This window comes from Sphingomonas naphthae (assembly GCF_028607085.1).
GTDB classification, from domain to species: Bacteria; Pseudomonadota; Alphaproteobacteria; order Sphingomonadales; family Sphingomonadaceae; genus Sphingomonas_Q; species Sphingomonas_Q naphthae.
The window spans coordinates 1,737,681-1,763,128 of the sequence record NZ_CP117411.1 but is presented as its reverse complement, the minus strand read 5'-3'; the positions used below and the strand labels follow the sequence as shown (position 1 = coordinate 1,763,128).

Annotated in this window: 23 protein-coding genes; 13 read left to right on the top strand and 10 right to left on the bottom strand. The window is 69.1% G+C overall.

Annotation, left to right across the window (positions count from 1 at the left end):
- Window positions 1-75 precede the first annotated feature (75 nt).
- The 3 genes from PQ455_RS08360 (at window position 76) to ndk (ending at window position 2,579) form a co-directional block, all read left to right on the top strand.
- The gene (locus PQ455_RS08360; protein ID WP_273691309.1) at window positions 76-1,497 is read left to right on the top strand and encodes a leucyl aminopeptidase; all 1,422 of its coding nucleotides are present in this window, start codon (window positions 76-78) and stop codon (window positions 1,495-1,497) included.
- 24 nt (window positions 1,498-1,521) lie between these two features.
- Window positions 1,522-1,959 carry a DNA polymerase III subunit chi gene (locus tag PQ455_RS08355; protein ID WP_273690875.1) on the top strand — a complete coding sequence of 146 codons (438 nt, stop codon included), beginning with the start codon at window positions 1,522-1,524 and terminating at the stop codon, window positions 1,957-1,959.
- A gap of 197 nt (window positions 1,960-2,156) precedes the next feature.
- Window positions 2,157-2,579, top strand: a complete 423-nt coding sequence (gene ndk / locus PQ455_RS08350; RefSeq protein WP_273690873.1) for a nucleoside-diphosphate kinase — start codon at window positions 2,157-2,159, stop codon at window positions 2,577-2,579.
- Between the two features lie 159 nt (window positions 2,580-2,738).
- Here ndk and PQ455_RS08345 read toward each other — a convergent pair whose 3' ends face one another.
- The 4 genes from PQ455_RS08345 to purM all read right to left on the bottom strand — a co-directional run bounded on the left by PQ455_RS08345 (window position 2,739) and on the right by purM (window position 5,553).
- Complete coding sequence (locus PQ455_RS08345; RefSeq protein ID WP_273690871.1) at window positions 2,739-3,419, bottom strand: hypothetical protein; 681 nt, start codon at window positions 3,417-3,419, stop codon at window positions 2,739-2,741.
- The gene (locus PQ455_RS08340; protein ID WP_273690870.1) at window positions 3,416-3,790 is read right to left on the bottom strand and encodes an MmcQ/YjbR family DNA-binding protein; all 375 of its coding nucleotides are present in this window, start codon (window positions 3,788-3,790) and stop codon (window positions 3,416-3,418) included. Before PQ455_RS08340 ends, PQ455_RS08345 begins: the two co-directional genes overlap by 4 nt.
- Complete coding sequence (purN, locus tag PQ455_RS08335) at window positions 3,787-4,356, bottom strand: phosphoribosylglycinamide formyltransferase (protein ID WP_273690868.1); 570 nt, start codon at window positions 4,354-4,356, stop codon at window positions 3,787-3,789. Before purN ends, PQ455_RS08340 begins: the two co-directional genes overlap by 4 nt.
- A gap of 105 nt (window positions 4,357-4,461) precedes the next feature.
- On the bottom strand, window positions 4,462-5,553 hold the full coding sequence (gene purM / locus PQ455_RS08330; RefSeq protein WP_273690867.1) for a phosphoribosylformylglycinamidine cyclo-ligase: 1,092 nt from the start codon (window positions 5,551-5,553) through the stop codon (window positions 4,462-4,464).
- Between the two features lie 63 nt (window positions 5,554-5,616).
- Between purM and PQ455_RS08325 the strand changes: the two genes are divergently transcribed.
- From PQ455_RS08325 to PQ455_RS08310, 4 genes are read left to right on the top strand one after another with little or no spacing between them, the layout of a single operon-like run.
- Window positions 5,617-6,894, top strand: a complete 1,278-nt coding sequence (locus tag PQ455_RS08325) for a heavy-metal-associated domain-containing protein (RefSeq protein WP_273690865.1) — start codon at window positions 5,617-5,619, stop codon at window positions 6,892-6,894.
- Window positions 6,891-7,511, top strand: coding sequence for an HdaA/DnaA family protein (locus PQ455_RS08320; protein WP_273690863.1), 621 nt, complete (start codon window positions 6,891-6,893; stop codon window positions 7,509-7,511). The genes PQ455_RS08325 and PQ455_RS08320 overlap by 4 nt, the downstream gene beginning before the upstream one ends.
- Before the next feature lie 9 nt (window positions 7,512-7,520).
- Window positions 7,521-9,695 carry an RNA degradosome polyphosphate kinase gene (locus PQ455_RS08315; protein ID WP_273690862.1) on the top strand — a complete coding sequence of 725 codons (2,175 nt, stop codon included), beginning with the start codon at window positions 7,521-7,523 and terminating at the stop codon, window positions 9,693-9,695.
- A gap of 37 nt (window positions 9,696-9,732) precedes the next feature.
- A complete protein-coding gene (locus tag PQ455_RS08310) occupies window positions 9,733-11,229 on the top strand; it encodes a Ppx/GppA family phosphatase (RefSeq protein WP_273690859.1) in 1,497 nt (498 codons plus the stop codon).
- 182 nt (window positions 11,230-11,411) lie between these two features.
- On the opposite strand, the gene PQ455_RS08305 is transcribed toward PQ455_RS08310, so the two are convergent.
- A complete protein-coding gene (locus PQ455_RS08305) occupies window positions 11,412-11,699 on the bottom strand; it encodes an I78 family peptidase inhibitor (RefSeq protein WP_273690856.1) in 288 nt (95 codons plus the stop codon).
- Window positions 11,699-12,868 (bottom strand): ribonuclease D, encoded by a 1,170-nt coding sequence (rnd, locus tag PQ455_RS08300; protein WP_273690854.1) that lies wholly within the window; start codon window positions 12,866-12,868, stop codon window positions 11,699-11,701. Before rnd ends, PQ455_RS08305 begins: the two co-directional genes overlap by 1 nt.
- Window positions 12,869-12,961: 93 nt before the next feature.
- Between rnd and aspS the strand changes: the two genes are divergently transcribed.
- Both aspS and PQ455_RS08290 read left to right on the top strand, forming a co-directional pair.
- Complete coding sequence (gene aspS, locus PQ455_RS08295; RefSeq protein ID WP_273690851.1) at window positions 12,962-14,740, top strand: aspartate--tRNA ligase; 1,779 nt, start codon at window positions 12,962-12,964, stop codon at window positions 14,738-14,740.
- A 38-nt stretch (window positions 14,741-14,778) separates the two neighbouring features.
- Entirely contained in the window at window positions 14,779-15,564 is a 786-nt protein-coding gene (locus tag PQ455_RS08290) for a polyphosphate kinase 2 family protein (protein WP_273690849.1), read from the top strand.
- A 3-nt stretch (window positions 15,565-15,567) separates the two neighbouring features.
- Here the strand turns inward: PQ455_RS08290 and ubiG are convergent, their stop codons facing one another.
- Entirely contained in the window at window positions 15,568-16,296 is a 729-nt protein-coding gene (gene ubiG, locus PQ455_RS08285; protein WP_273690846.1) for a bifunctional 2-polyprenyl-6-hydroxyphenol methylase/3-demethylubiquinol 3-O-methyltransferase UbiG, read from the bottom strand.
- Window positions 16,297-16,362: 66 nt separating this feature from the next.
- Between ubiG and PQ455_RS08280 the strand changes: the two genes are divergently transcribed.
- On the top strand, window positions 16,363-17,622 hold the full coding sequence (locus PQ455_RS08280) for an aspartate kinase (RefSeq protein ID WP_273690845.1): 1,260 nt from the start codon (window positions 16,363-16,365) through the stop codon (window positions 17,620-17,622).
- On the opposite strand, the gene PQ455_RS08275 is transcribed toward PQ455_RS08280, so the two are convergent.
- The 3 genes from PQ455_RS08275 to PQ455_RS08265 are packed head-to-tail and all read right to left on the bottom strand — an operon-like array spanning window position 17,592 to window position 22,548.
- Window positions 17,592-19,181, bottom strand: coding sequence for a dipeptide ABC transporter ATP-binding protein (locus PQ455_RS08275; protein ID WP_273690843.1), 1,590 nt, complete (start codon window positions 19,179-19,181; stop codon window positions 17,592-17,594). The genes PQ455_RS08280 and PQ455_RS08275 overlap by 31 nt on opposite strands.
- Window positions 19,178-19,990 (bottom strand): ABC transporter permease, encoded by an 813-nt coding sequence (locus tag PQ455_RS08270; RefSeq protein ID WP_273690841.1) that lies wholly within the window; start codon window positions 19,988-19,990, stop codon window positions 19,178-19,180. Before PQ455_RS08270 ends, PQ455_RS08275 begins: the two co-directional genes overlap by 4 nt.
- Window positions 19,990-22,548 (bottom strand): ABC transporter substrate-binding protein, encoded by a 2,559-nt coding sequence (locus tag PQ455_RS08265; RefSeq protein WP_273690839.1) that lies wholly within the window; start codon window positions 22,546-22,548, stop codon window positions 19,990-19,992. The genes PQ455_RS08270 and PQ455_RS08265 overlap by 1 nt, the downstream gene beginning before the upstream one ends.
- 142 nt (window positions 22,549-22,690) lie before the next feature.
- Between PQ455_RS08265 and PQ455_RS08260 the strand changes: the two genes are divergently transcribed.
- From PQ455_RS08260 to PQ455_RS08250, 3 genes are all read left to right on the top strand, one after another.
- Window positions 22,691-23,494 (top strand): 3-deoxy-manno-octulosonate cytidylyltransferase, encoded by an 804-nt coding sequence (locus PQ455_RS08260; RefSeq protein ID WP_273690836.1) that lies wholly within the window; start codon window positions 22,691-22,693, stop codon window positions 23,492-23,494.
- A 2-nt stretch (window positions 23,495-23,496) separates the two neighbouring features.
- Window positions 23,497-24,108: a histidine phosphatase family protein gene (locus PQ455_RS08255; RefSeq protein ID WP_273690828.1), complete on the top strand. Its 612-nt coding sequence runs from the start codon at window positions 23,497-23,499 to the stop codon at window positions 24,106-24,108.
- An 85-nt stretch (window positions 24,109-24,193) separates the two neighbouring features.
- Entirely contained in the window at window positions 24,194-25,372 is a 1,179-nt protein-coding gene (locus tag PQ455_RS08250; RefSeq protein ID WP_273690826.1) for an AGE family epimerase/isomerase, read from the top strand.
- The last annotated feature ends 76 nt before the right edge of the window (window positions 25,373-25,448 follow it).

Here is a 25,448-nt window from a genome sequence, read left to right as displayed (position 1 = left end):
CGAAAGGGGGTCGATCCTCCCGCCCCCTCGTCCTACATTGGTCGTTCGCCTTCACCCAAAGGACCGTGAGCTTTGATCGACATCCTATTCGCCGATACCCTTCCCGCGGACGCCGTGGCGATCCGCCCGGTCCTGGCCGCCGACGCCGCCGCCCTTCCGGGCGCCGCGGCGTTCCGCTTCGCCGGCAAGCCCGGCACGATGCTGGACACGCTGGCCGGTGACGCGCGCACGCTGACGATCGGCGTGGGCGAGGGCGATCTGGCGGCGGCGGACAAATTGGGGTCGGCGCTGGTGGCCCGGCTGCTCGCCTCGGGCACGGTTGCGGCGGCTGTCGATCTGTCGGGCCTCGCGATCGAAGACAAGCCGGCCTTCGCGGCTCGGGTGGCGCTGGCGGCGCGGCTGCGCTCGTGGCGGCACGACGTCTATCGCACCAAGCTGGCCGAAGAGGCCAGGCCGACGCTCAGGACGCTGACGATCGTGGGCGCGGGCGAGGGGGCGGAGGCCGCCTGGGCCGATGGCGCGGGCGTGTCGGAGGGCGTCGCCTTCACCCGCACGCTGGTCGCCGAGCCGGCCAACATCATCTATCCCGAGAGCTTCGTCGCCCGCGCCAAAGCGGCGCTGGAGGGCACCGGCGTCGAGATCGAGGTGCTGGGCGAGGCCGAGATGCGCGAAGCCGGCATGGGCGCGCTTTTGGGCGTGTCGCAGGGATCGGACCGCGAGGCGCAGCTTCTCGTGATGAAATATGACGGCAGCGGCGGCACGAGGGAGCCGGTCGCGCTGGTCGGCAAGGGCGTCACCTTCGACACCGGCGGCATCTCGCTCAAGCCGCCCGCCGGCATGGAGGATATGAAGTGGGACATGGGCGGCGCGGGCGCCGTCGCCGGTACGATGCTGGCGCTCGCCAGGCGCAAGGCCAAGGCGCATGTCGTCGGCATCTGCGGCCTGGTCGAGAACATGCCCTCGGGCGGCGCGCAGCGGCCGGGCGACGTGGTCACCACCATGTCGGGCCAGACCGTCGAGGTCATCAACACCGATGCCGAGGGCCGGCTGGTGCTGTGCGACGCGATCACCTGGACGCAGAAGCGCTTCGCCCCCAAGACGATCGTCGATCTGGCGACCTTGACCGGGGCGATGATCATCTCGCTCGGCCATGAGTTCGGCGGCATCTTCTCCAACGACGATTCGCTGGCGGCCGAGCTGACGGCGGCCGCGACGGCGGTGGGCGAGCCCTTGTGGCGGATGCCGATGGCGGATGCGTTCGACAAGATGATCGACTCGCCGATCGCCGACATGAAGAATGTCGGCCCGCGCGAGGGCGGATCGATCACGGCGGCGCAATTCATCAAGCGCTACGTCGACGAAGGCGTGCGCTGGGCGCATCTCGACATCGCCGGCATGGTCTGGTCGTCGAAGCCGGGCACGTTCTTCGAAAAGGGCGCGACGGGCTATGGCGTGCGCCTGCTCGACCGCTTCATCGCCGACAATTTCGAGCGATAAGCGAGAGGCGGCGGGGGGGCGCCCATGCAGGTCGATCTCTACGAACTGACCCGCGACCCGGTCGAACGCATCCTGCTGCGCATCGCCGAGCGGGTGACCGGGCAGGGCGGACGGCTGCTCGTCGTCGCGGCGGACGAGACGCTGGCGCGGCGGATCGACAGTTTCCTGTGGGATCATGACCCCGCCGCCTTCGTCCCCCACGGCCGCGCCGGCGGGGCGGGGGAGACGCGCCAGCCGATCCTGATCGCGGACGATGTGGTGCCGACCAACGAGGCGAAATCGGTCGCGCTGGCCGACGGCATCTGGCGGGAAGCGGCGCTGGGCTTCGAGCGCGCTTTTCATTTCTTCGATGAAGCCACCGTAGACGCGGCGCGGGCGGCGTGGCGGACGCTGAAGGATCGCGAGGGGGTGACGCGCAATTTCTGGCGGCAGGACGGCGGTAAGTGGGTCAAAGTGGCGTGAAATCTGATGGTCGCCCCGGCGCAGGCCGGGGCCTCGGCAGGCTTGGGGCGACGGTCGTGGCGGCCACCTGAGGCCCCGGCCTGCGCCGGGGCGACGCTTCGTTTGCCCAGCGCCACCCACCACCGTGCTTGCATAATCGCCGCCCCCCGCCTAGTGGCGCGCCCATCCACACACCATAACACGGAGACCGCTCGGCCATGACGACCGAACGCACCTTTTCGATCATCAAGCCCGATGCGACCCGTCGCAACCTGACCGGCGGCGTCACCAAGATGCTGGAGGATGCCGGCCTGCGGATCGTCGCGTCCAAGCGCATCCACATGACCAAGGAACAGGCCGAGGGCTTCTACGCCGTCCACAGCGAGCGGCCGTTCTTCAACGATCTGGTCAGCTTCATGATCTCCGGCCCGGTCGTCGTGCAGGTGCTCGAGGGGGAGGACGCCGTTCTCGCCAACCGCACCGTGATGGGCGCCACCAACCCGGCCAACGCCGACGAGGGCACCATCCGCAAGACCTATGCCGAATCGATCGAGGCGAACTCGGTCCATGGTTCGGACAGCGCGGAGAATGCGGCGATCGAGATCGCCTACTTCTTCAAGCCGGAAGAGATTGTCGGCTGAACCGACAGGGTGGGGGCTGCCGAGGCATAACCCCCATCCGTCACCCCGGCCTCGTGCCGGGGTCCACCGGCCCCCAGTCGCTTGGGCCGGAATTTCACAGACGTGCCCCGCCGCCCGGTGGACCCCGGAACAAGTCTGGGGTGACGGCGGACAAAGCGCTTACTTCGTCAGCGCATCGATCCGCTTCTGCGCGTCCTTCTCGACCACGCTGCCGATCAGCGACAGACCGGTCAGCTCCACCGACGATCCGAACAGCCGCCCCTCCACCCGATAGCCGAGGTGGTAAAGCGCGCTCAACTGGCCCAACGCGCCGTCACCGTTGACGAAGCGGGTCGTGATCGCGATCGGCACCTTCAGATTGCGGTCGTGCGGGGGATCGCCCTTCTTCGCCGCGCTGGCGAACCAGCCCGCCTCGATCCGCGCGTCGCCGGTCGTCTCCACGGGCGAAACGTCCAGCTTCGTGGGGAAGAAGATCGTCTGGCTCTGGATCGTCTGGGTCATGTCGGCCGGCGCCAGGGTCAGGCTCGCCTTGTCCTTCGCCAGCTCCGCCTTCAGCACCAGCCGCATCGATTTCGCGCTGGCCTTGGCGTCGGCCGCGCTCTTCTCCGCCTCGCTGTGGGTGCGTTCGGACCAGCTGTTCCAGAGCGTCAGGCCGGAGATCGCGACCGCCAGCACCGCCAGCACCTCGCCAAGCGTGATCCAGCGGCGGCGGATCGCGGCGGCCTCGGCCTTGTCGGCGAGTTTCTCGGCGCGGGTCTCGGCCCTTTCGGCGCGCGCTTCGGCCTGCTGCACCGGGGTCGGCGGGGGCGGCTCCTTTTCCCAGGGCGCGCGGTCGGTCATCGTCCCATCTCCAGCAGGCGCTTGGGCGCCACCATGTCCCAGCTTCGGCCGATCCGGTCGGCGACATGCTCCCAGTCGGTCGATGCCCCGTCGAGCCGCATCCCGATCCAGCCCGAGGGCGCGAGATAGGCGGGGCGGTAATAGAGGTCGGGATCCTGCTCGATCAGCATCGCCTGCTCCTCCTCGCCGCCGGTCTTCACCGCGACGGCGGTGATGCCGATCCCGTGATGATCGTGCAGGAACCAGGCGAAGATCTTGCCCTTCTCGATGAAGAATACCGGCTGGCCGTGCGACACCCGCTCGGCGGCGCGGGGGAGGGCGAGCGCGATGGCGCGGATGCGGGCGAGGTCGGCTTGCGGGTCCGGGCTCATCGGCTCACGAGATCGGCGAGGCAGCGGGCATAGAGGCGATGTTCCTCCGCCAGCACGCGGGCGGCAAGCGATTCCTCGTCGTCGCCCGGCAGCACCGGCACGCGCGCCTGGCCGAGGATCGGCCCGTCGTCGAGTTCGGCGGTGACGAGGTGGACGGTGCAACCATGCTCGGCATCGCCCGCCGCCAGCACGCGATTATGGGTGTCGAGCCCCTTGTAGGCGGGCAGCAGCGAGGGGTGGATATTCACCATCCGCCCCGCCCAGCCGGCGACGAAGCCGGGGGAGAGTAGGCGCATATAGCCCGCCAGCGCGACATATTCGGCCCCGGCGGCGCGCAGTTCGGCGTCGAGCAGCGCGTCATAATCGGCGCGCTTGAGGCCCTTGTGGCTGTGCGCCCATATCGGGATGCCGCGCCGTTCGGCTTCGGCGAGGCCGGCGGCTGCGGGATCGTTGGAGAGGACGCGAACGATCTCGAACGGGCAGGCGGGGTCGCGCGCCGCTTCGGCGAGGGCGATCATGTTCGAGCCGCGCCCGGAGATGAGGATGGCGAGCTTGGCCTTGGTCATAGGTCCGAATCCGTCATTGCGAGCGCAGCGAAGCAATCCAGCCGCGCGCTCACCACAAGCGGCGGAACTGGATTGCTTCGCTGCGCTCGCAATGACGTGCTGGTCTCAGCCATGAAACGTTGCGGTCCAAGCGCCGCGCGCGCTCCACGTCTCGTCCGATCCACGCACCGTGCAGCCCTTCTCGCCCGCGCCGATCGCGCCGATCGTGAACACGGTCTCGCCCGCCGCCTCCAGCGCCTCCGCCACGCCGGCCGCCGCGTCGGGCTTCACCACCAGCGCCATGCCGATCCCGCAGTTGAAGGTGCGCGCCATCTCGCCCGGCTCGATCGCCCCTTGCGCCTGGAGGAAGGCCATCAGGCGCGGCTGCTGCCATGCGTCGGCGTCGATCGTGGCGTGCAGGCCCTGCGGCAGCACGCGGGGGATATTTTCCAGCAGGCCGCCGCCGGTGATGTGCGCCATCGCCGCGATCCGGCCTTCGCGCACCAGCGGCAACAGGCTCTTCACATAGATGCGAGTCGGCGCCAGCAGCGCGTCGATCAGCAGCACGTCCTGATCGAAGAGGGACGGGCGTTCCAGCTTCCAGCCCTTGTCGGCGGCAAGGCGGCGCACCAGCGAGAAGCCGTTGGAATGGACGCCCGACGAGGCGAGGCCGAGGATCACGTCGCCCTCGGCCACCTTGTCGCCGGTCAGCACCTGCGCGCGCTCGACTGCGCCGACCGAGAAGCCGGCGAGGTCATAGTCGCCCGGCGCGTACATGCCCGGCATCTCGGCCGTCTCGCCGCCGATCAGCGCGCAGCCGGCGATGCGGCACCCCTCGGCGATGCCCGCGATCACCGTTTCGGCGATGCCCTGGTCGAGCTTGCCGGTCGCGAAATAGTCGAGGAAGAACAGGGGCTCGGCGCCCTGCACGATCAGATCGTTGACGCACATCGCGACCAGATCGATGCCGACGCCCTCGTGCCGGCCGGCGTCGATCGCCAGCTTCAGCTTGGTGCCGACCCCGTCGTTGGCCGCGACCAGCAGCGGATCGGTAAAGCCCGCCGCCTTCAGATCGAAGAAGCCGCCGAAGCCGCCGATCTCGGCATCGGCCCCCGGCCGGCGGGTGGCGCGGACCAGTGGGGCGATGGCCTTCACCAGCGCATTGCCGGCGGCGATGGAGACGCCCGCCTGGGCGTAGGTATAGGGCTCTGACGACATGGCCCAGCCGCCTAGCCCACAAGCGACTTGGATTTCCACCGCATAGTCGCCAAAAGGCGAGCCGTGATCGCCGCTTTTCGTCCCGCCCGTCCGTTTCCCAAGGCCCTCGGGGCCGCTATCGTCGGTGGGCTGCTGCTCGCGGGCGGCGCGGTCGTCGTGGCGCAGCTCGAACGCGCCGAGCGCGGCGTGGCGCCGATCGACAGTTCGGCCAATTTCGAAGTGGGCGGTGTCGAGGTCGACGTGAGCGGCCCCAACGCCGATGCGGCGCGCAATGCCGGCTGGCGGCTGGCGCAGCGCAAGGCGTGGAAGCTCTTGTGGGCGCGCGCCAACGGCCAGCCCGCCACCGCCGCCCCCGGCCTGCCCGATTCGACCCTCGACGCCATCGTCGCCGGCATCGAGGTGGAGGACGAGCATATCACCCCCCGCCGTTACGTGGCGCGGCTGGGCGTGCTGTTCGATCGCGCGCGCGCCGGCCAGCTGCTCGGCAACAATGGCGGCGTGCGGCGATCGGCGCCGATGCTGGTGATCCCGGTGATGTGGTCGGGCGGCACCGGCCAGAGCTTCGAGACGCGCACCGAATGGCAGCGGGCGTGGGCGCGCTTCCGCTCCGGCGGCAGCCCGATCGATTATATCCGCCCGGTCGGCAACGGCGCCGATCCCTTGCTGCTCAACGCGTCGCAGGTCGGCCGACCCGGTCGCGGCCAGTGGCGGGCCTTGCTCGATCAATATGGCGCGGCGGACATGGTGATGCCGGTGGTGCGGTTGACCCGATCCTTCCCCGGCGGGCCGGTGATCGGCCAATTCTATGCGCTGCACGGGCCGGACGCCAAGCTGGTCGGCGCCTTCCGCCTGTTCGCGCCCAGCAGCGACGGTCTGGCGAAGATGCTCGACGACGGCGTGCGCCGGATCGACGCGCTCTATGGCGACGCGCTGCGCGGCGGCGGCCTCCAGCCCGATGCCTCGCTGACGATCGAGGAGGATGTCGCCGACGATCTGATGGCCGGCAGCATGGCCGAGGATGTGATGACCGACACCAGCATCGCGGCGCCGCCGTCGATCCTGTCGGTGCAGGTCGACACCCCCGATGCCACCGCCGCCGCCGCCGCCGAACAGACGATCCGCTCGATCGGCGGTGTGACTTCGGCCTCGACCTCCAGCCTGGCGCTGGGCGGTGTCTCGATGATCCGCGTCACTTATGCGGGCGACCCGACCGCCTTCCGCGCCGCGCTCCAGACGCGGCTCAACGTCCGCGCCGTCAACGTCGAGCAGGCCGGCGGCCCGCCGCGCCCGGCGCCGATCCCGCTGCCGCCACCGCCCGCCGCCGGAATCCCGCCCCGGTGAGCCAGATCGGGCTCCCCTTCGACTGGCCGGCCAGCGAGGATGAGCGCGATTTCTTCCTCACCAATGCCAATGCCCGCGTCGTCGCCCATCTCGATCACTGGTCGCACTGGCCGGTGATGACGACGGTGCTGAGCGGCCCGCGCAAATCCGGCCGCAGCCTGCTCGCCCGCATCTTCACCGCCAAGACCGGCGGCGAGATGATCGACGATGCCGAGCGGCAGGACGAGGAGATGCTGTTCCACGCCTGGAACCGCGCGCAGGAGCGGCGCCGGCCGCTGCTCGTCATCGCCGACGCGCCCCCGCCGGCGTGGGAGATCACATTGCCCGATCTGCGCTCGCGCATCGCCGCCAGCCCCAAGGTGACGATGGAGGAGCCCGACGAGGATCTGATGGCGTTGCTGATCGAGAAATTGCTGGTGGCGCGCGGCCTGCCCGTCACGCCCGATGTGCTGCGCTTCCTGCTGCCGCGCATCGAGCGGACCTACCTGTCGCTTCACCGTCTGGTGGAGGCTCTCGACGCGGCGGCACTGGCGCGGCGCGTGCGCCTATCGGTGCCGCTGGCGCGCGAGGTGCTGCGCGCGATGGGCGTCATCGACGAGTCACGCCAAGCAGGATAAGGAAGCGGGATGGAACAGCCCGTACCCGCCAACGACGCGCTCGACGATGCGCTGGTGGGCGATAGCCATCCCGAGCCGATCGCCCCCCGCCACCGTTATTTCAACCGCGAGCTTTCCTGGCTCGCCTTCAACGAGCGGGTGCTGGAAGAGGCGTGCAATCCCTCGCACCCCTTGCTGGAGCGGCTGCGCTTCCTTTCGATCTCGGGCAACAATCTCGATGAATTCTTCATGGTCCGCGTGGCGGGGCTGGCGGGCCAGCGCACCCGTGAGATCGAGGATCGCTCGCCCGACGGCCTGACCCCCAGCCAGCAGCTCGCCGCGATCGCGCGCGAGGCCGATCGGCTGATGGCCGATCAGCAGGCGGTGTGGCACGATCTGCAACGCGAGCTGGAGACCGCCGGCATCCGCATCCTCGGCCGTGACCAGATCGATGCCGATTCGGCCGCCTTCCTCGAACGCTATTTCCGCGAGCAGGTGTTTCCGGTCCTGACACCGCAGGCGCTCGATCCGGCGCATCCCTTTCCGTTCATCCCGAACAAGGGCTTCTCGATCATCTTCGAACTGCGCCGCATTTCGGACGGGACGATCATCCGCGAACTGCTGATGGTGCCCGCCACCCTCCGCCGCTTCGTGAGAGTGCCCGGCAAGGAAGCGCGCTATGTGGCGATAGAGACGCTGATCCGCCATTTCCGGGGCATCCTGTTCCCCGGCTACGATCTGGTCGGCTACGGCGGTTTCCGCGTGATCCGCGACAGCGATATCGAGATCGAGGAAGAGGCCGAGGATCTCGTCCGCTACTTCCGCTCGGCCATCAAGCGGCGCCGCAAGGGGCGGGTGATCCGCCTCGAGACGCACGAGCGCCTACCCGACCAGCTCGAGGCGATGGTCCGCGCCGAACTGGGCGGCACCGATGCCTTCGTCAACGAGACCGAGGGCTTCCTCGGCATCGTCGATCTGGCCGAACTGGTCGACGAGGATCGGCCCGACCTGAAATTTTCAGCCATGACGCCGCGTTTCCCCGAGCGAATTCGGGAACATGGCGGCGATTGCTTCGCGGCGATCAAAGCCAAGGATCTGATCGTCCACCACCCGTATGAGACGTTCGATGTGGTCCTCGCCTTCCTCAAGCAGGCGGCGCAGGACCCGGATGTCGTGGCGATCAAGCAGACGCTGTATCGCGCCGGCAAGCAATCGGCGGTGATCCGCGCGCTGATCGACGCGGCCGAGGCCGGCAAGTCGGTGACCGCCGTGGTCGAGCTGAAGGCGCGGTTCGACGAGGAGCAGAATCTCGACTGGGCGGCGATGCTGGAGCGCGCCGGCGTGCAGGTCGTCTACGGCTTCATCGACTGGAAGACCCACGCAAAGGTTTCGATGGTCGTCCGTCGCGAGGGCGACGGCTATCGCACCTACTGCCATTTCGGCACGGGCAATTACCATCCGATCACGGCGCGAATCTACACCGATCTCAGCTACTTCACGGCCGATCCTGTCGTGGGATCGGATGCCGCGCAACTGTTCAACTACATCACCGGCTATGTCGAGCCGCAGCATCTCCAGCGGCTCACCATCTCGCCGCACGGCCTGCGCGACAAGATCGGCGCGCTGATCGATGCCGAGATCGACCATGCCCGCGCCGGCCGCCCCGCCGCCATCTGGGCCAAGGTCAATTCGCTGGTCGATCCGGCGCTGATCGAGAAGCTCTATCGGGCGAGCGCGGCGGGCGTGAAGATCGATCTCGTCGTGCGCGGCATCTGTTGCCTGCGCCCCGGCGTCGATGGCCTGTCGGACAATATCCGGGTCAAGTCAATCATCGGCCGCTTTCTGGAACACAGCCGGATCATGTGCTTCGGCAACGGCCATGGCCTGCCCAGCGCCAAGGCCAAGGTCTATATTTCCTCGGCGGACTGGATGCCCCGGAACTTCGATCGCCGGGTGGAGTATCTTCTCCCGATCGACAATCCCACGGTCCATGCGCAGGTGCTCAACCAGGTGATGGTCGCCAATCTCAACGACGACGAGCAGAGCTGGTGGCTCGGCCCCGACGGCAGCTACACCCGCGTCGTGCCCGGCAAGCGGCCGTTCAACCTGCACCGCTATTTCATGACCAACCCGTCCTTCTCCGGTCGCGGCGCCGCCGCCGAGCGGGCGGGCGGGGTGCCCGTCCTCACCTTGAGGGAGGTCTGATGCCCGGCCGTATCGCCGATCTGGCCGGACGCATCCCATGTCGCTGAGCACCACGCTCCCCTTCATCCGCAAGGCCCCACCCGCGCCCGAACCGGGCCGGGTGGCGATCGTCGATATCGGCTCCAATTCGGTCCGCCTCGTCATCTATGACGGGCCGGCGCGCATCCCCTCGATCCTCTTCAACGAGAAGATCATGGCGGGGCTCGGCCGGGGCTTGGCCAAGGACGGCGCGCTCGATCGCGAGGCGATGGAGCGCACCCTGTCGGCGCTCGGCCGCTTCCGCCGGCTGGCGATGGACATGGGCGTCGCCGAACCGCGCGTCGTGGCGACGGCGGCGGTGCGCGATGCCTCCAACGGTCCCGATTTCCTCACCCGCCTGCGCGCGCTTGGCCTGTCGGTCGAGCTGTTGCCGGGCGAGGTGGAGGCGGCGCTGGCGGGCTATGGCGTGCTGGCGGGCATACCCGCGGCGGACGGCATCGTCGGCGATCTCGGCGGCGGCTCGCTCGAACTGATCCGGGTGCGGGATGGCGAGGTGCACGAGCGCGCCTCCTTCCCGCTGGGCGTGCTGCGGGTGGCGGCGATCCGCAAGAAGGGGCCGCGCGCGCTCGACCGCACCGTCGCCAAGGCGCTGAAGGGCGTGTGGGAAGGCGCGGGGCAGGGGCTGCCCTTCTACCTTGTCGGCGGATCGTGGCGCGCTCTGGCGCGGCTGCACATGACCATCTCGGATCATCCGCTGCCGATCCTCCACCAATATCGCATGGATGCGGCGCAGGCCGCGCATCTCGTCCGCGTCGTGGCGCAGCTGCCGCCCAAGAAGCTGCGCGAGTTTCCGGGCGTGGCCGCCAGCCGCGCCCCCGCTCTGTCCGACGCGGCGGCGCTGCTGGCGGTGCTGGTGCGCCACCTGAATGCGCGCGACCTGATCGTCTCGGCTTATGGTCTGCGTGAGGGGCTGCTGCACCAGAGCCTGCCGCCCGAAATCCGCAACCTCGATCCGCTGATCGAGGCGACCCGGCAGGAAGGCGTGCGGCAGGGGCGCTTCCCCGAACATGGCGACCTGCTCGATCGCTGGATCGCGCCGCTGTTTCCGCACGAGGATGGCGAGATGCACCGCGTCCGCCATGCCGCCTGCCTGCTGGCCGACGTGGGCTGGCGCGCCCACCCCGATTTCCGCGCCGAACGCGGGCTGGATACGGCGCTGCACGGCAATTGGGTCGGCATCGACGCGACCGGCCGGGCGATGCTGGGGCAAGCTCTGTGGACCAGCTTCGGCGGGCGCGGCGTGCCGCCGACGGTCGCCGCGCTCACGACCCCCGCGCAGCAGGCGACGGCGGAGAGCTGGGGCCTGGCCCTGCGCCTCGGCCAGCGCCTGTCGGGCGGGGTGGCGCAACCGCTTCACGCGAGCCGGCTGGCGCTACAGGATGGGGCGGTGGCGTTGCACCTGGGCCATGGCGACGGCCCGCTCTATGGCGAGGCGGTCGAGCGGCGCCATAAGTCGCTGGCGGCGGCGTTCGGGTTACGGGCGGTGGTGGCCTGAGGCCATAAGCGGCACCAACCAAATCCCGTTCGCCCTGAGCGTAGTCGAAGGGCGTGCGACTGGACGGCACCGTTTGGGGCACGTCCTTCGACTTCATGCCAAAGGCATGAAGTTTATCCTGAGCGCCTGCCTTGGCAGGCAGTCGAAGGGCTCAGGACGAGCGGTTTAAAGGGTCGAGGGCCTCACCCGCACCGGATCGCGCTGACGTGGCCCGATTCGTCCACGTTGACGTTCAGCCGGCCCGCGCGAAACTCCATCGTCACGATCTGGCCGGGGGTCAGGATACGGACCGTCTGCGCGCCGGCGGCCTTGCGGGCGTCCTCGGCCAGCGCCTCGCTCGCGGCATTGCCGACGAAGCCCTGCGCCTTGGCGGCGTTGCACGCGCCCGCTGGCGGCGCGGCGCGCGGGGTGACGCAGGCCGACAGGCTCAGCCCCGCCAGCACGACGCCGCCCGCCACGATCGCCCGCATCACGCCGCCTCCACCGCCGACATCACCATCTTGCCGTTGCGCACGGTGAAGGCGAGGCGCCCCTCGACCAGCGCCAGCGCGTCCTTGCCGAACAGATCGTAGCGCCAGCCTTCCAGCAGCGGCAGCTTGCGCGATCCGGCGGCCAGCGCCTCCAGATCGTCGGCCCGCGCGACGAGGCGCGGCGCGACGTCGGCCTCCTTCGACCGCACCTTGAGCAGCAGCTTGAGCAGGTCCGCCACCAGCGCGCCATCCTTGGTGAGACCGGGCTTGCGGTCCTCGCGCGCCGGCATCTCCTCGTCGGTCAAGGGCTTGGCGCCCTCGATCGCCGCCATCAGCCGGCCGCCGATGTCGTTGCCGGCCCAGCTCGCCGCCAGACCGCGCACCTTGGCGAGATCGCTCTGCTGGCGCGGCGGGTGGCTGGCGATGTCGGCCAAGGTCTCGTCCTTCACCAGCCGGCCGCGCGGCAGATTCTTCGATCGCGCCTCCTGCTCGCGCCAGGCCGCGATCGCCTTGAGGCGGCCCAGCACCTCGGGCTTGCGGCTCGGCGGGCGGATGCGCAGCCACGCATCCTCGGGGGCGTTCACATAATTGGCGGGGTCCGCGATCCGCTCCATCTCCCCGTCGAGCCATTCGCCGCGATTGGTTTTCCGCAGCTTGTTGAGCATCTTGGGGAAGATCTGGCTGAGGTAGGTGACGTCGCCGATCGCATAATCGATCTGGCGCTTGTCGAGCGGGCGGCGGCTCCAGTCGGTGAAGCGCGCGCCCTTGTCGAGCTTCACGCCGGTCATGCTCTCGACCAGATTGGAATAACCCACCTGCTCGCCCATGCCGAGCGCCATCGCGGCGATCTGCGTGTCGAACATCGGGTGCGGCGTCTTGCCGGTCAGGTTGAAGACGATTTCGAGATCCTGCCCGCCGGCGTGGACCACCTTCAGCACGTCCTCATTATCGACCAGCAGGTCGAGCAGGGGGGTCAGATCGATCCCCTTGGCCATCGGATCGATGGCGGCGGCCTCCTTGTCGTCGGCGATCTGCACGAGGCAGAGTTCGGGCCAATAGGTGTTCTCGCGCATGAACTCGGTATCGACCGCGACGAAATCGGCGGTCGAGAGACGGTCGCAGAGAGCCTTGAGGGTTTCGGTGTCGGTAATCAGTGGATGGATGTGCATGACACCCCATAGCGGGGGTGGGGCGGGTTGACAAAGCCGGCGGTGAGAGGAAAGCGGCGCGATCCCATTTTACCGGAAGTTGAACGGCCCACCATGCACGCCTATCGCACCCACACCTGCGCCGCGCTCCGCCAGACCGACGTGGGCGAGACCGTCCGCCTCTCCGGCTGGGTCCACCGCAAGCGCGATCATGGCGGGCTGCTGTTCGTCGATCTGCGCGACCATTTCGGCCTGACCCAGATCGTCACCAACATCGGATCGGAGGCGCATAGCGCGCTGGAATCGATGCGGGTCGAATCCGTCGTCACCGTGACCGGCGATGTCGTGGCGCGCGCCGCCGAGGCGGTGAACCCCAACCTCGCCACCGGCGCGATCGAGGTGCGGGCCGTGACCGTCGAGGTCCAGTCGGCCGCGCAGGAGCTGCCGATGCCGGTGGCGGGCGAGGCCGAATATCCCGAGGATATCCGCCTGCGCTACCGCTTCCTCGATCTGCGGCGCGAGCGGATCCACAAGAATATCATGCTGCGCTCGGGCGTGATCGCCTCGATCCGCAAGCGGATGGTCGATCAGGGCTTCACCGAATTCCAGACCCCGATCCTGACCGCCTCCAGCCCCGAAGGCGCGCGCGACTATCTGGTGCCCAGCCGCGTCCACCCCGGCAAATTCTACGCGCTGCCGCAGGCGCCGCAGATGTTCAAGCAGCTGCTGATGGTGGCGGGTTTCGACCGCTATTTCCAGATCGCGCCCTGCTTCCGCGACGAGGATGCCCGCGCCGATCGCTCGCCCGGCGAATTCTATCAGCTCGATTTCGAGATGAGCTTCGTCACGCAGGACGATGTGTTCGCCGCGATCGAGCCGGTGCTGCACGGCGTGTTCGAGGAATTCGCCGCCGGCCGCACCGTCACCCCCGCGCCGTTCCCGCGCATCGCCTATCGCGATTCGATGCTGCGCTATGGGTCGGACAAGCCCGATCTGCGCAATCCGATCGAGATCGTCGATGTCACCGATCATTTCCATGGGTCGGGCTTCGGCCTGTTCGCCCGGCTGGTCGAGGGCGGCAGCGTCGTCCGCGCCATCCCGGCGCCGGGGGCGGGGGCGAAGAGCCGCAAATTCTTCGACGACATGAACGAATGGGCGCGTGGCCAGGGCTATTCGGGCCTCGGCTACATCAACATCAAGGATGGCGTGCCCGCCGGCCCGATCGCCAAGAACCATGGCGAGGAAGCGACCGCGAAACTGATCGAGGCGCTCGGCCTCGGCCCCGACGACGGCGTGTTCTTCGCCGCCGGCAAGCCGGGCGACGCCGCCAAGCTCGCCGGCCTCGCCCGCACGCGCACCGGCGAGGAGCTGGGGCTGATCGAGCAGGGCGTGTTCAAATTCTGCTGGATCGTCGATTTCCCGATGTACGAGTATGACGAGGAATCGAAGAAGGTCGATTTCAGCCACAATCCCTTCTCGATGCCGCAGGGCGGGCTCGAGGCGCTGGCCACGATGGATCCGCTCGATATCCTGGCCTATCAATATGATATCGTCTGCAACGGCATCGAACTCTCAAGTGGTGCGATCCGCAACCATCGGCCGGATATCATGTACAAGGCGTTCGAGATCGCCGGCTATTCGCAGGCCGACGTCGACACGAACTTCGCGGGCATGATCAACGCCTTCAAGTGCGGCGCGCCGCCGCATGGCGGCTCGGCGCCGGGCATCGATCGCATCGTGATGATCCTGGCCGACGAACCCAATATCCGCGAGGTCGTCCTCTTCCCGATGACGCAGAAGGCCGAGGATCTGATGATGGGCGCGCCGGCTCCGGCGACGCCCAAGCAGCTGCGCGAACTCTCGATCCGCGTGGTGGATGGACCCAAGGGCTGATCCGGGCGTACCCTCCCCGTAACAAGGGGAGGGTGCCCATGACGATCGATCTCGCGGATCACGAGCGCGGCAGGAAGTATAAGGGCCATTACAAGCGCGATCTGGCGGCGCTGGAGGCGCGGCTCGAGCGGATCATGGTCGCGCACATCGTCCACGACCGGCGCGCCGTCGTGATGCTGGAAGGGTGGGACGCGGCCGGCAAGGGCGGCATCATCCAGCGGCTGACCGCCGAATGGGATCCGCGCCATTTCGAGGTGTGGCCGATCGCCGCGCCCACGCCGGAAGAGAAGCGCCGCCATTATCTGTGGCGCTTCCGCCGCCGCCTGCCGCCCGAACGCTCGATCTCGGTGTTCGACCGGAGCTGGTATGGCCGGGTGCTGGTCGAGCGGGTCGAGGGCTATGCCAGCGAGGCCGAATGGCGCCGCGCCTATGACGAGATCAACGCCTTCGAGGGCAAGCTGATCGCCAGCGGCACGACCCTGGTGAAGCTGTTCGTCCACATCACCCAGAAGGAGCAGGACAAGCGCATCGCCGCGCGCATCCTCGATCCCTGGAAACGCTGGAAGACCGGCAAGGACGACTTCCGCAACCGCGCCCGCCGCGACGATTATCTGGCGGCCATGGCGGAGATGTTCCTGCGGACCGACACGCCGGCCGCACCCTGGCTGGTGATCGACGGGAACGACAAGAAAGCCGCGCGCATCGCCGCGCTGACGGCGGTGGCCGATGCGCTGGAGGCCAATGTGCCGATGACGCCGCCCGCGCTGGATGCAGAGGTGGCGGCGCTGGCCGAGAGCCAGTTGGGGGTGAAGGTGGAGGGGTGAACCTTATGTGGCGACCGCCGTCACGAAATAGTCGAGCGCGCGATTGTCGGAGAGGGTGAAGCCCTTGAGCGGATCGAACGCCATGCCCGTCACGTCGATCACCTTCAGGCCGGCCGCCTCCAGCAAGCCGGTCAGCTCGTCGGGGGTGAGGAATTTGTCCCAGTCGTGCGTGCCCTTGGGTACGCGGCCGAGCCCTTCGGCCAAGGTGATGACGGCGAAGCGCGACAGAGGCGTGCGGTTGGGGGTGGAGAGGATCATCAGGCCGCCCGGCGCCAGCGCGCCCGCGAGGCCGGTGACGAAGGCGGCGGGATCGGTGACATGCTCGATCACCTCCATCGAGCATACGAGGTCGAAACGCTCGCCCGCCAGCGTCTCCACACCGGCCGCGCGATAGTCGATCGACAGACCCTGCGCGGCGGCATGGTCGCGCGCGACGGCGATGCTCTCGGCGGCCGCGTCAAGCCCGGTGACCGCCGCGCCCAGCCGGGCGAGCGGTTCGGCGAGCAGGCCCGCGCCGCAGCCCACGTCGATCGCGCTCTTGCCCCGGAGCGGCGTGCGGTCGCGCGGATCGGCATCCCAATGCGCGTCGATCTGGCGGCGGACATAGCCGAGTCGCACCGGGTTCAGCCGGTGGAGCATCGCCGAGCTGCCCTTGGGGTTCCACCAGTCGGCGGCCTGCGCGCCGAAGTGCGCGGCTTCCTTCGGATCGATCGTCACGGTTGCGTTCGTCATCGCCCGAACCTATCAGGCCGCCACACCGCACCCAAGCCGGTTTCCTGACACCTGAGCAGTTCTTCCATGGCCCGTATCGTAATGAAGTTCGGCGGCACCTCGATGGCGGGGATCGAGCGTATTCGCAACGTCGCCGCGCGGGTGAAACGCGAGGTGGAGGCGGGCAACCAGGTCGCCGTCGTCGTCTCCGCCATGGCGGGCGAGACCGATCGGCTGGTGAATTTCTGCAAGGAAGCCTCGCCGCTCTACGATCGCAAGGAATATGACGTCGTCGTTTCCGCCGGCGAGCAGGTGACGAGCGGGCTGCTGGCGATCGCGTTGCAGGCGCTGGGGGTGCCGGCGCGCAGCTGGATGGGCTGGCAGCTGCCGATCCACACGTCCGACGCGCACGCCTCGGCGCGGATCGAGGATATGGACGGCGACAGCCTCGCCGCCGCGATCGCGGGCGGCGAGGTGGCGGTGATCCCCGGCTTCCAGGGCGTGGCGCCCGGCAATCGCGTTACGACCTTGGGCCGGGGCGGTTCGGACACGTCGGCGGTGGCGGTGGCGGCGGCGCTGAAGGCGGATCGCTGCGACATCTATACCGACGTGGACGGGGTCTACACGACCGATCCGCGCATCGTGCCCAAGGCGCGCAAGCTGAAGAAGGTCACCTACGAAGAGATGCTGGAGCTGGCCTCGGTCGGCGCCAAGGTGCTCCAGACCCGCTCGGTCGGGCTGGCCATGAAGGAGAAGGTGCGCGTTCAGGTGCTGTCCTCCTTCGAGGGCGCGCCGGACGGAGGGACGCTGCCCGGCACGATGATCGTGGGTGAAGACGAGATCGAAGGGAACGACATGGAACGCCAGCTCATCACCGGCATCGCGCACGACAAGAACGAGGCGAAGGTCACGCTGACGCAGGTGCCCGATCGCCCCGGCGCGGTCGCCAGCATCTTCACGCCGCTGGCAGATGCCTCGATCAACGTCGACATGATCGTGCAGAACGTGAGCCACGGCACCGGCCAGACCGACGTGACCTTCACCGTGCCGATGGCCGAATTGGCCCGCGCGCGCGACGTGCTGGAGCGGGCGCGGACCGACATCGGCTACGACCGGCTGGTGCACGACACCGCCGTCGCCAAGATTTCGGTGGTGGGCGTGGGGATGCGCAGCCATGCCGGTGTCGCGGCCGAGATGTTCAAGGCGCTGGCCGATCGCCAAATCAACGTGCTGGCGATCACCACGTCCGAGATTAAGGTCTCGGTGCTGATCCACGAGGATTATACCGAGCTGGCGGTGCGCGTGCTGCACACGGCCTATGGGCTGGACGCCGAGGACGCCGCCTGAGCCACGCGCCGCGCGATGACGCGGCCGAGATCCGGCGTCGCGGCGATCAGGGCACGGGTGTAGGGATGGGCCGGCGCGCCGAGGATATCGGCGGCCGGGCCCTGTTCGACGATGCGCCCGCCCTCCATCACGACCAGGCGGTCGGCGATGGCGCGCATGGCGCCCAGATCGTGCGAGACGAACAGGAAGGCGATGCCGCGTTCGTCCGACAGGCGGCACAGGAGCCCGAGGATCTCGGCGCGGACCGACATGTCGAGCGCCGACACGGCCTCGTCCAGCACGACCAGCGGCGAACCGAGGATCAGCGCGCGGGCGATGGCGATGCGCTGGCGCTGGCCGCCCGAGAATTGATGCGGATGGCGATCGGCGGCGGCGGGATCGAGCCCGACCTGCGCCAGCGCCGCCCCGACCCGCGCGCTGCGATCCGCCGGGGTGGGGCGGGTATCGAGCAGGTGGAGGGGCTCGGCGACGATGGTCTCGACCGTCTGGCGCGGATCGAGGCTGCCGCCGGGATCCTGAAACACCGCCTGCACCGTGCGCCGCGCGCGGCGTAGCGCCGCACCGCGCGCGCCGGCGATAGGCTGGCCCCCGAGCAGGATATCGCCCGTGTCGGGGCGATCGAGACCGAGGACGAGGCGCAGCAGGGTCGATTTGCCCGAACCGGATTCGCCGACGACGCCGACGGTCTCGCCGGGCATGACCTGAAAGCCGACATCGTCGAGCGCGGTGACCGGCGCGGCGCGGCGCCAGCCTGTCGGGCGGGCGGGATAGCGGCGGCCGACGCCGCGAACCTCCAGCAGCGGTACGGCCGATGATGCGCGCGGGGCGGATCGCGGCGGCATATCCGTGGCGCTGCCGATCAGCGCGCGGGTGTAGGCCATGGTGGGGTGGCCGAGGACATCGGCGGCGGCGCCCTGTTCGACCAGCGCCCCATCCTTCAGCACCACGATCCGGTCGGAGACCTCGCCGACGAGCGCCAGATCGTGGCTGACGAGCAGCAGGGCCATGCCGCGCTCACGGCTGAGTTCGACGAGCAGGGCGACGATCCGCGCCTGGGTGGTGGCGTCGAGCGCGGTGGTGGGCTCGTCGGCGATCAGCAGGCGGGGGTTGCCGGCCAGCGCGATCGCGATGCCGACCCGCTGGCGCTGCCCCCCCGAAAGCTGGTGCGGATAGCGCGCGGGCGGCACGCGATCGGTGGGGAGGCCGACGCGATCGAGCAGGCGCGCGGCTTCCGCCCGGGCCGCCCGGCGGCCCGTCGGCGCGCGGGCGCGCACCGCTTCGGCGACCTGCGCGCCGATCGTCATCAGCGGGTTGAGCGCGCTCATCGGCTCCTGAAAGATCATGCCGAACGGGGCATCCGCGGCTCGGTGGACGGTGCCGGCCTGCGCGGCGCGATCGGGCAGCAGATCGATCGCGGCAAGCGCGGCGGTCGATTTGCCCGAGCCGGATTCACCGATCAGGCCGACTATCTCGCCGGGTGCTATGGCGAAGGAGAGAGCGTCGAGCGCGATCCGCCCGTCGTAGCGGACCGACACGCGATCGAAGGCGAGCAGGGTCATCGGCCCTGCCTCCGCCGCTGCCGCTGGCCGAGGCCGTCGCCGGTGAGGGTGATGCCGAACACCGCCAGCAGGATCGCGCCGCCGGGGACGATCGCGAGGCGCGGGGCGATGCCCATCAGGGTCTGGGCGTCGGCAAGCATCCGGCCCCAGCTGGGCTGCGGCGGCTGCGTGCCGAGGCCGACATAGGAGAGGCCCGCCTCGACGATCAGCGCCAGCGCGATCTGGATGGTGGCCTGCACGATGATCGACAGCAGGATGTTGGGCAGGACATGTTCGATCGCGATCCGCGCGCGCCCTTTGCCGGCCAGGCGCGCGGCGGCGATGAAGTCGCGCGACGCCAGCCGGCGGCCCTCGCCGCGCGCCAGCCGGGCGAACACGGGGATGTTGAACAGGGCGATGGCGAGGGTCGCGCTGGTCGCCCCCGGTCCGATCACCGCCGTCAGCAGGATCGCGAGCAGCAGCGAGGGGAAGGCGAAGATCAGGTCGCCCGAGCGCATCACCAGCTCGTCGATCCAGCCGGGCCGCGCCGCCGCCGTGAGGCCGAGCGGGATGCCGATCGCGAGCGCGGCCGCCACCGATGCCGAGGCGACCGCCAGCGAGACGGTGGCGCCGGCGAGGATCATCGACAGGAGATCGCGGCCGAGCTGATCGGTGCCGAGCCAGTGCGCGGCATCGGGCGGGCGCAGGCGGACGGCCACGTCGATCGCGGTGACGTCGTGCGGCGTCCAGACGGCCGCCAGGAGGGCGGCGGCGACGAACAGGCCGGTGAGGGCCATGCCGAGCATCAGGGTGAGCGGGCGACCCCTCATCACGACACCGCGTCGCGGATGCGCGGATCGATCAGGCCCTGCGCCATATCGATGACGAAGCTCGACAGGATAGTGAGCGCGACGAGCAGCATCACCACCGATTGCACCACGATCAGGTCGCGCTGGGTGATGGCCTGGATGACGAGGCGGCCGAGCCCCGGCAGGAAGAAGACATTCTCGACGATGGCGCTGCCGGCGATCAGGAAGGGAATCTGGAGGCCGAGGACCGTCAGCACCGGGCCGAGCGCGTTGGGCAGGGCGTGGCGGCGGATGGCGGCGGCGCGGCGCAGTCCCTTGGCGCGGGCGGTGCGGACATAATCCTGATCGATCGCCTCCAGCAGGCTGGCGCGGGTGACGCGCATCAGGATCGCCGCCTGCGGCAGCGCCAGCGCGACGACGGGCAGGGCGAGGGCGCGGATCACGGGGATCGGCCCGGCCGACCAGCCCGGAAAGCCGCCGGCGTCGGCCCAGCCGAGGCCGATGGCGAAGGCCAGCACCAGCAGGATCGCCAGCCAGTAATTGGGCAGCGCCACGCCGATCCGGCCGAGCCAGGAAAAGCCGTGATCGAGCAGGGCGCTGCGGCGACTGACGGCGAGATAGCCCGCGCCGACGCCCAGAACGACCGACAGGCCCGTCGCCAGCAACGCGAGCGGGAGCGAGAGGGAGAGCCGATCCCACAACAGGCCGGCGACCGGGACGCGATAGGTGTAGCTGATCCCGAAATCGCCCTGCGCCAGCCCCGCGACCCACGCGAGATAGCGGGTGACCGGTGGGCCGCCGAGGCCGAGCTCGGTATGGAGGGCGGCGATCGCCTGCGGGCTGGCGTTTAGGCCCATCATGAAGGCGGCCGGATCGCCCGGCATGATCTGGATCAGCAGGAACACGCCGAGGCTCGCCGCGAGAAGGGTGCCGGCCAGGACGAGCAGGCGGCCGGCCAGATGACGGGGGCCGAACGCCAGCAGGGCGAGCAGCAGCAGGCCCGCCACCGCCGCGATCAGGGCGGGTTTCGCCCAGCCCCGCCCGCGCGGCGCCGTCGAGGACGTGGCGTCCGGCCCGCCGGCGCCGGCGAAATGGGCGGCGGCCAGGTCGAGCGACTGGTTCGGCGTGTTGGCCCATACGCCGTCGAGCGCGCGCGCCTGCACGCCGAGATGCGGGAACTGGAACAGGAAGCCGTTGACCGCATCGTCCGCCAGCCTGCGCTGGATCGCGCCGAGCATCGCATGGCGCGCGGCCGGGTCGATCGTGCCGCGCAGCCGGTTCAGCAGGGCGCGATAGGCCGGGCTGTCATAGCCGAAGTAGTAATCGGGGCGGCCGTAGATGTCGTAATCGAACGGCTCGGCATGGTTGACGATCGTCATGTCGAAATCGTGCCGCTGGAACACCTCGTCGAGCCACGCCGCCCATTCGACCGAGCGGATCGTGACGCGGATGCCGATCCGGCGGAGTTGCGCCGCCAGTATCTCGCCGGTGCGGCGGGCGTAGGTGGGGGGCGGCAATTTCAGCGTGAGCGCGAAACCGCGCGGGGAACCGGCCTGCGCGAGCAGCCGCCGCGCGGCGGCGGGATCGAACGGATAACGACCGGTGAGGTCGACATAATCGGGGCTCTGGGTGGAGAAATGGCTGCCGATCGGGGTGCCGTAGCCGTACATCGCGCCGTCGATGATCGCGCGGCGGTCGATCGCCCGGGCTATCGCGCGGCGCACCGCCAGCTTGGCGAGCGGGCCGTCGCGCTGGTTGAGGGCGAGGATCACCTTTCCCTGGCTGTTGCCGATCGCGAGCCGGAGCGCGGGATCGGCGGCGAGGCGGGGGAGGGTTTCGGGCGCGGGAAAATCGGGGAAGATGTCGATATCGCCCGCGCGCATCGCGGCGTAGGCGGCGCTGGGATCGGCGATGAAGCGGAAGGCGACGCGGTCGGTGCGCGCGGCGGTGCCCCAATAGAGCGGATTGCGCGCGAGCATGATCCTGTCACCGCGCCGCCAGCCGGTGAGCCGGTAGGGCCCGGTGCCGATCGGCCTGGTCGCGAGGGTCGAGGCGGAGGCCGGCGACACAATGACCGCGTCGGCGAAGCTGAGGAGTGTGAGGAAGCCGGCATCGGGCGCGGTTAGATCGATCGCGACGCGCAAGGAATCGAGCGCGCGGATCGACGCGATGTTGCCGAAGGCGGTGGCCTGGGCGTTGCTCGATCCCGCCGCGCGGGCGCGATCGAGGCTGAAGACGACGTCGGAAGCGGTGAGGGGGCGGCCATCCTGAAAGCGGACGTTCGGGCGCAGGCCAAATTCATAGTGGCGCGCATCGGGCGAGACCGTCCAGCCTGCCGCCAGCAAAGGCTGGATCGAGCCGTCGGCGGCGGCGCGGACCAATCCCTCGAAGATGGTGGCATAGACCACCTCGTCGGTGGCGTTGGCCGCGCCGCTGGTGGGGTCGAGCGACGGCGGCTCGAGCTGGAGCGCGACGCGGATGGTGTCACGCGCGCAGGCCGCCGTCGGGATCGCCCAAAGCGCGAACAGCAGAAGAAATTCAACGGCCGCATGTGGAAGCCGCCGATGTCCTCGACGCAAGACTGCGGTGAACCCCATGGCCCCGCGTGGCAAATACGGGCGTGGCGATCAAGCATGGCCTAACGCGATCGCGATATGATTGCTAGGCAGGCGGCCGTTAACGTTCTGCCGACTCCCTGCCAGACAAGGTCTCACATGTTCCATGCCTGACGTGATCCTCATTCCGGCGCGATACGGATCGAGCCGCTTTCCCGGCAAGCCGCTGGCGCTGGTCGCCGGGCGCAGCCTGATCGAGCGGACGATCCATGCGGCGCGGTTGGCGGTCGATGGGCTCGACGATGTGACCGTCGCGGTCACGACCGACGACGAGCGGATCGCGCGCCACGCGGCCGATCTGGATTGCCCGGTGGTGATGACGCCGCCCGACCTGCCCTCGGGCACCGATCGGGTCGCGGCGGCGGCGGCGAGCCTGACGCCCGCGCCCGGCATCGTCATCAACCTCCAGGGTGACGCGCCCTTCACCGCGCCCGAAATCCTGCGCACCCTGTTGTCGGCGATGCGCGCCGGGGCCGAGGCGGCGACGCCGGTGGTGCAGCTAAGCTGGGAGGCACTCGATGCCTTGCGCCAGCACAAGCTGGGCAATCCGTTCAGCGGCACCTGCTGCATCCGCGCCGAGGACGATCGGGCGATCTGGTTCTCCAAGGCGATCGTGCCGGCGCTGCGCGGCGAGGCGGGCCTGCGCGCGCGGATGGCGCTGTCGCCGGTGTGGCGGCATGTCGGCGTCTATGCCTTTCGGCTGGAGACGCTGAAGCGGTTCAGCGCGTCGGCGCCGACCTTCCATGAGACGCTGGAGAGTATCGAGGCGCTACGCTTCATCGAACTGGGCATCCCGCTGACGACGGTGGCGGTCGATCCGCCGCGCATCTCGATGTCGGGGATCGATACCGAGGGTGATATCGCGCTGGCCGAGCGGCTGATCGCGCTCCACGGCGATCCGATGGCCTGACGATGGCGACGGTCATCATTGTCCGCCACGGCAATACGTTCGAGCGAGGCGAGGCGCCGCGCCGCGTGGGATCGCGCACCGATCTGCCGCTGACCGCCGAGGGCGAGGCGCAGGCGCGGTCGGTAGGGCGGCATTTCGCCGAGGCGGGGATCACCTTCGATCGGGTGCTGACGGGGCCTCTGGTGCGGACGCGGCGGACGGCGGCGTTGATCGGGGAGACGATCGGGTCGGTTGGGCCGGCGGAGGTGGTGCCCTGGCTCGACGAGATCGATCATGGGCCGGACGAGGATCGGCCGGAAGCGGACGTCGTCGCGCGATTGTCGGCCGATGTTCTGGCGGCGTGGGACCGGGCGGCGATCGTGCCGCCGGGCTGGAATGTGGATATTCCGGGGCGGATCGCGGCGTGGCGGGCGTTCCTGGAGGCGGCTGAGGGCACGAACCTGATCGTCACCAGCAACGGGGCGGCGCGGTTCGCGTTGCTGGCGGCGGGCGTGGTGCCGTCGCTTAACAGGCTCAAGTTGCGGACTGGCGCGTGGGGGCGGCTTGCGGGGGGGGGTAGGGCCTGGACCATCCTCGAATGGGATCGGAGGGCCTCGGATGATCCGGCAGGATAGCGTGCGCAACACGATATTGTCGGATGACGGTAATTGATCTGCCGCATGATGCAGCGCAAAAGACTTTCGGGATTCGGGGGACATGATGGACGTTTTTGACGGTGACCGGCGCTGGGCGGCGGAATGGCTGTTCGGGGCTGCATTGCCGATCTGGTGGGACGCGGGCGCCGACCGCCGCCACGGCGGATGGTTCGATCGGCTGGACCAGTCCGGCAAGGCGCTGGACATGCCCAAGCGGGCGCGGGTCCAGGCGCGTCAGGCTTTCACCTATGCCGAAGCAGGCAAACTCGGTTGGGCCGGGCCCTGGCAGGATGCCGTGGCGCAGGGCGTCGATTTCCTGCTCAAGGCCTATGCCCGCGAGGATGGCCTCTATCGCAAGTCTGTCACCGTCGAAGGCGCTGTTCTGGATGACGGCTTCGATCTCTACGATCAGGCCTTCGTCCTGCTGGCATTGGCATCCGGCTACGAGACGCTCGGCAAGCCCCCCGAACTGCTCCGCGCGGCGGAGGCGCTGCTGGTCCGGCTGGGCGGGTTGGCGCATCCGATGGCGGGGTTCGAGGAGGACCGGCCACGCCGTCTGCCGCTCCGCTCCAATCCCCATATGCACCTGCTCGAAGCGTTGCTCGCCTGGGTCGCGATCGGCGGATCGGACATGTTCGCCGGTAAGGCGCGGGAGATCGTCAATCTGGCGCTCTCCCGCATGATCGATCCGGTGACTGGTGCCGTCGGCGAATATTATGACGGCGACTGGCGTTTCATGGCGGGCGAAGACGGCCAGATCCGCGAGCCGGGCCACCAGTTTGAGTGGGCCTATCTTCTGACGGAGGCGGATCGCCTGCTTGGCGGCGACAATTTCCCGCAGGCGAGCCGCCTGGAAGCCTTCGGCGCGAAATATGGGGTCGATGCGCCGCGCAAGGTCGCCTTCTTCTCGACCGATGCCACAGGCGCACCGATCGACGGCACGGCGCGCCTTTGGGCGCAGACCGAGCGGCTTCGGACGGCACTGGTTTTCGGACGGAAGGTCGAAGGGGCGGAAAAGGCGAGGCTCGATACCGCCGCGCTCGATGCCTTCGGAACGTTGCGACGGTTTCTGGAGGTGCCCGTGCCGGGCCTCTGGCTCGATCGGATGCTGCTCGACGGCTCGATCGTCGACGAGCCGGCGACCGCATCGTCCTTCTATCATATCATGACCGGTCTGCTGCCGCTGCTGCATACCGGTTCGTTCGACCCCACCGGCCGGCCGGCTGTCGCTGCGGCGCAATAACAAGGACGGGGGCGGGGGGCTCCCGGTGAGATTGCACGGGATTTTCACCATTTCGATGCCGATTGTTTCGGCATGG